The following is a 6,640-nucleotide window of genomic DNA, read 5'->3' as shown; positions in this document are numbered from 1 at the left end:
ACTTCGCGGGTGTTGCGCATAAGGGTTTCAAATTCATCCGGAGTAATGCCGTAGTCTGACATTTTGAGGTCTGCCACTCCGCAGGCTTCCTGAAGATTGACAAGTGCGGTGATGAAATCCTCCGGCTTTGTAGCATCAGTCATGCCCATAAGACGGGCAAGCTCTATGAAACGGTCGTCGCAGCCATGATTCTTTATGAAATAGCTGAAATAAGCCTTGCTTATCATTATCAGACCTGCACCGTGGGGCAGAGAGGGATGATAGGCTGAAAGGGCATGTTCAATACCATGTTCGCTTGTCAGAAGTGTCAGTGTCATTACTGCGCCAGACAATGTGTTGGCGAATGCCACGCGGGTACGGGCTTCCAGATCGTTGCCGTCCTTTACTGCCCGTGGTAGATATTGTGCGATATTACTTATAGCTTCACGTGCGTTCATGTCGCTGGCAAGGTTGGCACTTGCAGCGATGAATCCTTCAACGCTGTGGAACAGAGCATCGAAACCCTGAAATGCTGTATATTTCGGTGGAACGGAAAGCATCAGATCCGGGTCAACGATTGCCAATGCCGGGAATAGGGCGGCATCCATGATGAATGCTTTTTCGTTGGTGTCTTCTTTTGTAATCACACCGCACCCGTCTGTTTCCGAACCTGTACCTGCTGTGGTCGTGATAGCTATGATTGGGAGTGGTTTGTTTTGCATCGGCTGTCCCTTTCCTGAACCGATGGGAACATAGTCCCACAAGTCTCCATCGTTAGTTGCAAGCAGTGCTATCGCCTTGGAACAATCCATTACACTACCACCGCCAAGTGCAACAAGGAAATCTGCACCGAAAGAACGGGCTGCGTCCGCTCCTGCATGGGAGTTCTCGACTGTGGGATTTGGCATTACACCATCAAACACAGCTGTTTCAACACCAGCCAAACTCAGTTCCTGTTCAGTGCGGGCAAGATAACCATTGGCGTGGGTAGATTTTCCGTTGGAGATGATTATCAACGCTTTCTTTCCGGGCATTGCCTGTTTGTGAAGGTTGTTCAACTGACCTGACCCGAACATAATTCTTGTCGGGATAAATTGGTCGTAACTCATTTTTGTTTCCATATCTGATTATGTCGTTATTGTTTATACTTACTTTTACCACCCTGCAAGCTGTATTTTGTGCTGAGGTGCAGGAAAAGATATGTCGAGCAGTTCCATATCCTCGGCATCAAGGGTAATTGATACACTGCCGAAATTCTCCTTTACATGTTCAGCTGACCCCGCTTTGGGTATGGCCATCACTCCGGGGTTACGGATTATCCAAGACAAGGCTATCTGTGCCGGAGTGGCGTTATGTTTCTCCGCAATGGTTCTCAACACTGGATGTCTGAGCAATTTCCCCTCTCCGACAGGCGAATAGGCTATGACAGGAATATCACGTTGCTGTGCGTATGGGATTAAATCATATTCCACACCTCGTTCTTGAAGATTGTAGAGCACCTGATTGGCATCACAACTGCAACCATTCGGAATATCATCAATCAGTTCCATATCGTCAACATCAAGATTGCTGACACCCCACAACCGAATTTTCCCATCACGCTGAAGGCGACACATTGCCTCCACTGTTTCAGATAGCGGGTATCGACTTTTCCAATGTAGAAGATATAAGTCAAGGACTTCGGTGCCAAGTCGTCGCAGACTTTCTTCGCAGGCTTTGATTGTGCCTTGATAATCCGCGTTATCGGGATGAACTTTGCTGACAAGAAAAACTTTGTCACGGCATGATTTTATAACTTTACCAATAAATTTTTCATTGCCATACATTTCCGCAGTATCAATCATGTTCATACCGAGGTCAATCCCTGTCAATAGTGCATTGGCTTCAGTCTTTTCACATAGTGGATTACGCCCCATGTTCCAAGTCCCTTGCCCGATGGTGCAGACTTTATCACCGTTTGAAAATGTAATGTGTTCCATTTCTTTACTTGAATGGAGATTCGACCTCCTCGTCTGTTACCTCCAACTTAAAGAATACCGGTCTTAAACCATCATTGCAACATGTTATTGCGACACCCGGCTGACGGACCCAGTCGTTGAAGTAAAAATGTTTTACCCCATTTGCCAAAGCAAATACGTAAGGATGGATTGTTCTCCAAGCCCCATCACACAATCCATCAGGTTTGCCGAGTCCGGTGTAGAATGCCTGACCTTCTTTATGTACGGAGCAACGTTTTAATCCCGGCATAGCAAAATCTTTTGCCAGATCTTCATTAAACGTGTTTCGGAGGACCGTAATCTTTACTTTTTTCATTTCATCCAAATATTTTCTATGACAGGAGTTGCGTCCGTGATTTCCAGACTAAGGACCATTTCTTTAGTCAGCTCAAAATACTTTTGGAGTTGAGGTGATGCACAGTGGGAGGTATAAGCCTCTTCATTTTCATACTTTTCAAGTATTGTAAACCGATTGGGGTTCTCGTTGTCCCACGTTGCATACAGGACTTGTACACCATCTTCAAGGCGTAGAGAAGTTTCCATCTCCTCTTTTAGTATAGCCTTGTATTCTTCCAACTTGTAAGGATTAACCGTTATGCGTGCTATCTTTATCATCGTTCTTGATTATAATGTCAATACCAATCATGCTTTTCATTACGATTTATAGCTGCAATTTCAGCCATTTCATCAGCAGATAACTCAAAGTCAAAGATTGAGATATTTTCTTTCATGTGGGCGGGATTTGATGACCCCGGAATGACTACGACACCTCGTTGCAAATCCCATCTGAGAATTACCTGAGCTACCGATTTGTTATGCTTAGAAGCAATACGCGACAAGACAGTATCACTCAAAAGTTCTTTCTGATGTCCACGACCACCAAGTGGATACCATGCCTCCACAACTATACCTAAATCGTGAAGATGATTCACAACATCGGTGTCCTGATAATAAGGATGTACCTCATTCTGAACCAAGACCGGTTTGATATTGACCTGTGGCAGGAATTTGTTAATCTCGTCAACGTAGTAGCATGACACTCCGATTGAACGGATTTTTCCTTCGGCTACATATTTCTCCATCGCCTTATATGCCTTTACATCATTTGCGCCGGGATGGTGCAATAGCATAAGGTCAACATAACCTATGTCGAGTTTGCGCAGACATTCCTCTATGGCCGCTTCGGGATTCCCGAACTGAGTGGGATAGATTTTTGTCGCTACAAATATTTCCTCGCGTGGAACGCCGGATTCTCTCACGCCTTTTCCAACCTCGGCCTCGTTGCCGTACATGTGTGCGGTGTCAATTTTACGAAATCCCGCGGCAATGGCTGATTTTACAGAATTTACACAGACATCTCCTGTGAGGCTGTATGTTCCTAATCCGACAATCGGCATGTCGTATCTACTGCTAAGTCTGACAGTGGGCGCAAAGCCGTTTTTACCGGCTGAAAGATTAAAAGCCCATGAATTATCTTTGTTTTCAGTTTTCGGTAAATTCAATCCATCAATCCAGTTCCTGATATTGGCTTTTGTTTCATTTGCTACGAAACGCTTGCCGGGTTTCCATTCAGCATTTGTTGCGAGAGAATGAAGATTGGTATCACTTGACCCTATTCCGCTTGAATGTGATGTGCAAAACGGTATGATAATCTTGCCATCAAGATTATGCTTCTCCAGAAAGGTATATATCACTTTTGGAGCTGCACCCCACCAGATAGGATAGCCGAGAAACACAATATCATAATCCGCGATATTTTCAACCGCACCTTTTATTGCGGGACGTGCTTTCGGATCGTTCTGCTCTCGATTGGCCCGACAGTCCGTGTTATAGTTCAGGTCAGCTGATGTATAGGGAGTTTCAGGCTCAATACGGTAAAGAGTACCGGAAGTTATGTCTGCCATATCTTCAGCTATACCCTTTGTTGTGTTCGTACAAGAGAAGTATGCCACGAGAATCTTTCCATTTCCAGTTGTCGGTTCCGGCTCCGGATCGGGCGTAGGATTCGGATTGGGGTCAGGTGTCGGTTCCTCCTTCTGTATGGGTTCATCGTTATCATGGCTACACGCGCACATGGTAAGTGATATTCCTAACATCATGATGAGGGATAAAAGCCAGAATTTCATTTGTCAAAATTTTTATTGAAGAATTCCACAATGCGGTTGAACGGAATGATGTCCATGCGGTCATACAGGTCGGTATGACTTGCGCCGGGAACGACTACAAATTCCTTGTTGTCCCCTTTAAGGAGAGCGAAAGCGTCCTTACCGAAATAGAAGGAATGGGCCTTGTCGCCATGAACTATCATCACGGCATTTTCCAACTCATCGGCATATTCAAAGAACTTGAAGTTGAGGAATGGCAGCGGGGATGTTGCATTGAAACCTCCGTTGGAGTTAAGCGACCGTTTGTGATAGCCTCTTTTTGTTGTCTTGTAATAGTCATAATAGTCCTTCACGAACTGAGGGGCATCATCGGGAAGAGGGTCAATAACTCCGCCGCCAAGTTTATAGGAGCCATTACGGTAGTCTTCAGTACGTTGGGCGCACAGGGCGGCACGTTTGGCGTTGCGCTGTGCGGCGGAGTTCTCGCTGTCGAAATAGCCGTTGGCGTTTACACGTGTCATATCGTACATTGTCGAGGCTACCGTGGCTTTGATGCGCGGGTCGTTGATTGCTGCCTGAATTGCAATGCCTCCCCAGCCGCATATTCCGAGTATGCCCACCTTTTCGGGATTTACATCATCCCGGCAAAGCAGATAGTCAACCGCCGCACTGAAATCCTCCGTATTGATGTCGGGAGAAGCGATATAGCGTGGTTCGCCACCGCTTTCACCGGTATAAGACGGGTCGAAAGCGATTGTAAGAAATCCGTTTTCAGCCAATTTCTGTGCGTAGAGGCCGGAAACTTGCTCCTTGACAGCTCCGAATGGACCGCTGACAGCAATAGCAGGAAGTTGACCGGTCACATTCTTAGGCATGTAGAGGTCTGCGGCGAGAGTTATTCCGTAGCGGTTGCGGAAAGTTACCTTGCTGTGATTTACTTTTTCGCTTTGAGGGAATGTTTTGTCCCATTCCTGAACGAGTGAAAGATTCTCTGTTTTCATCATGTTATAAGGGTTTTCTGATTCAGCTTTTGCCGGGAGTGCCATAGCGGATATAATCGTCGCCATTACTCCTAAAAATAGTTTTGCTTTCATTCCTGTGGTATCTGTTTTATGAATTTTGCCGGGACACCTCCAACCATAGTATTGGGTGCTACATCTTTTGTCACGACCGCTCCTGCGGCAACAATGGCATTTTCGCCTATCGTCACGCCACTCAGTATTGTCACATTCGCACCTATCCATACGTTACGTCCAATATGTATAGGAGCAGGAATATTGTCGGCGCGGTGCGAAGGGCGCGGGTCATGGTTGATTGTCGCCATCACACAGTTGTGACCGATAAGAGTATTGTCGCCGATATAGATGCCTCCGTGGTCTTGGAATTTGCATCCGGCATTGACAAAAACATTTTTGCCGAAATGGATATTCTTTCCAAAATCCGCCTGAAACGGGGCCATTACTCTTACCGACGGATGAACCTCGCTGCCAGTGAGTTCACAGAGAAGTGCGTTTCTCTCCGCATCGGTATGGGGATTGGTATTGGAGTCGAGCATCAGGCGTTGCGATTCAGCATAACACCGGTGCATAAGCTCGTGTGCCGCAGAACCGGCCGGGACTGTTTCACGACGCTCCATCATTTCAAGAAATTCATGTAGTTCCATATCACTTTGATTTTACGATGCAAAATTATATCGGTTCTGCGTGGAGAAAATACCACCTGCTTGGGAGTAATTACCAATTTCTATGATGCAGGACAGACAGGATGGTTAATTCAGTAAAAATAGCTAACTTTGCATATTGAAGATCAACCCAATGGCAAACATTCTCAAAGTCAACAAGCCGGGAGATTACCTCTCTCATGTAGGTGCCGAAAGCCGGCATCCGCTGATTGGCGTCATTGAATTTGATAAAATCTCTCCGATACCTCAAAGTCTGAATAACTATGGGGTATATGGATTGTTCATGCACACGAATGTTCCAAATGACCTCACTTATGGGTGCGGGAAATACGACTATAAGAGTGGCACCCTTATATGTGTGGCACCCGGTCAGATCGGTGGCAGGGAAGATAGGGGCGATTTAATTGAGATTGACGGATGGGCATTATTATTCCACCCCGACATAATCAAAGGCTCACACTTGGAAAATGATATACGGAATTTTTCATTCTTTGACTATCAAGTTAATGAAGCCTTGCACATGTCGGAAGATGAAAGAAATATCATTGCTTCCATCATGCGCCATATACAGACGGAAATTGAAAGCGGGAATGATGCCTTGCAGAAGAATATACTGGTAGGATATATTGATGCGATGTTGAACTACTGTCAACGGTTCTACAACCGTCAGTTCAGTATGCGGCAGGCGGAGAACTCGGATATTCTGACACGCTTCAATGCTCTTTTGTCTGAATATTTTGAAGCCGGATTACAGACAGACAAAGGCTTGCCTGGTGTTCAATATTTCGCTGACAAAATGAATATGTCGCCCAATTATTTCAGTGATGTCATAAAACGATACACCGGCGACAATGCAAGCAACATTATCCGTGAATATG

8 protein-coding genes are annotated in these 6,640 nt (G+C 45.6%); 1 reads left to right on the top strand and 7 read right to left on the bottom strand.

The genetic code is table 11. The features are described from left to right. The 7 genes from QZ310_RS13505 to QZ310_RS13475 all read right to left on the bottom strand — a co-directional run. A partial coding sequence (locus QZ310_RS13505) for an iron-containing alcohol dehydrogenase (RefSeq protein ID WP_297073787.1) occupies positions 1–1,100 on the bottom strand: 1,100 nt, incomplete at its 3' end. 33 nt (positions 1,101–1,133) lie between these two features. After that, a complete protein-coding gene (locus tag QZ310_RS13500) occupies positions 1,134–1,958 on the bottom strand; it encodes an aldo/keto reductase (protein ID WP_297073785.1) in 825 nt (274 codons plus the stop codon). 4 nt (positions 1,959–1,962) lie between these two features. Next, on the bottom strand, positions 1,963–2,292 hold the full coding sequence (locus QZ310_RS13495) for a TIGR04076 family protein (RefSeq protein ID WP_297073782.1): 330 nt from the start codon (positions 2,290–2,292) through the stop codon (positions 1,963–1,965). Further along, entirely contained in the window at positions 2,289–2,591 is a 303-nt protein-coding gene (locus QZ310_RS13490) for an antibiotic biosynthesis monooxygenase (protein ID WP_297073779.1), read from the bottom strand. The genes QZ310_RS13495 and QZ310_RS13490 overlap by 4 nt, the downstream gene beginning before the upstream one ends. A gap of 17 nt (positions 2,592–2,608) precedes the next feature. Then, the gene (locus QZ310_RS13485; protein ID WP_297073775.1) at positions 2,609–4,102 is read right to left on the bottom strand and encodes an aldo/keto reductase; all 1,494 of its coding nucleotides are present in this window, start codon (positions 4,100–4,102) and stop codon (positions 2,609–2,611) included. Further along, positions 4,099–5,127 carry an alpha/beta hydrolase gene (locus QZ310_RS13480; protein WP_297073789.1) on the bottom strand — a complete coding sequence of 343 codons (1,029 nt, stop codon included), beginning with the start codon at positions 5,125–5,127 and terminating at the stop codon, positions 4,099–4,101. The genes QZ310_RS13485 and QZ310_RS13480 overlap by 4 nt, the downstream gene beginning before the upstream one ends. Positions 5,128–5,171: 44 nt before the next feature. Next, on the bottom strand, positions 5,172–5,744 hold the full coding sequence (locus QZ310_RS13475; protein ID WP_297073773.1) for a sugar O-acetyltransferase: 573 nt from the start codon (positions 5,742–5,744) through the stop codon (positions 5,172–5,174). A gap of 151 nt (positions 5,745–5,895) precedes the next feature. Here QZ310_RS13475 and QZ310_RS13470 point away from each other — a divergent pair. Beyond that, positions 5,896–6,640, top strand: a 745-nt coding sequence (locus QZ310_RS13470) for an AraC family transcriptional regulator (RefSeq protein ID WP_297073770.1), incomplete at its 3' end; no start/stop codon positions are given.

The sequence above is a fragment of the uncultured Duncaniella sp. genome (assembly GCF_910577345.1).
Lineage (GTDB): Bacteria > Bacteroidota > Bacteroidia > Bacteroidales > Muribaculaceae > Duncaniella.
The sequence above is the reverse complement of the archived record's forward strand: the minus strand, read 5'-3'. Positions and strand labels throughout refer to the sequence as shown.

Coding starts and splice junctions, on each gene's coding strand:
- QZ310_RS13500 (WP_297073785.1), bottom strand. CDS start 1,958: ATGGAACACATTACATTTTCAAACGGTGATAAAGTCTGCACCATCGGG.
- QZ310_RS13490 (WP_297073779.1), bottom strand. CDS start 2,591: ATGATAAAGATAGCACGCATAACGGTTAATCCTTACAAGTTGGAAGAA.
- QZ310_RS13495 (WP_297073782.1), bottom strand. CDS start 2,292: ATGAAAAAAGTAAAGATTACGGTCCTCCGAAACACGTTTAATGAAGAT.
- QZ310_RS13480 (WP_297073789.1), bottom strand. CDS start 5,127: ATGGCACTCCCGGCAAAAGCTGAATCAGAAAACCCTTATAACATGATG.
- QZ310_RS13485 (WP_297073775.1), bottom strand. CDS start 4,102: ATGAAATTCTGGCTTTTATCCCTCATCATGATGTTAGGAATATCACTT.
- QZ310_RS13475 (WP_297073773.1), bottom strand. CDS start 5,744: ATGGAACTACATGAATTTCTTGAAATGATGGAGCGTCGTGAAACAGTC.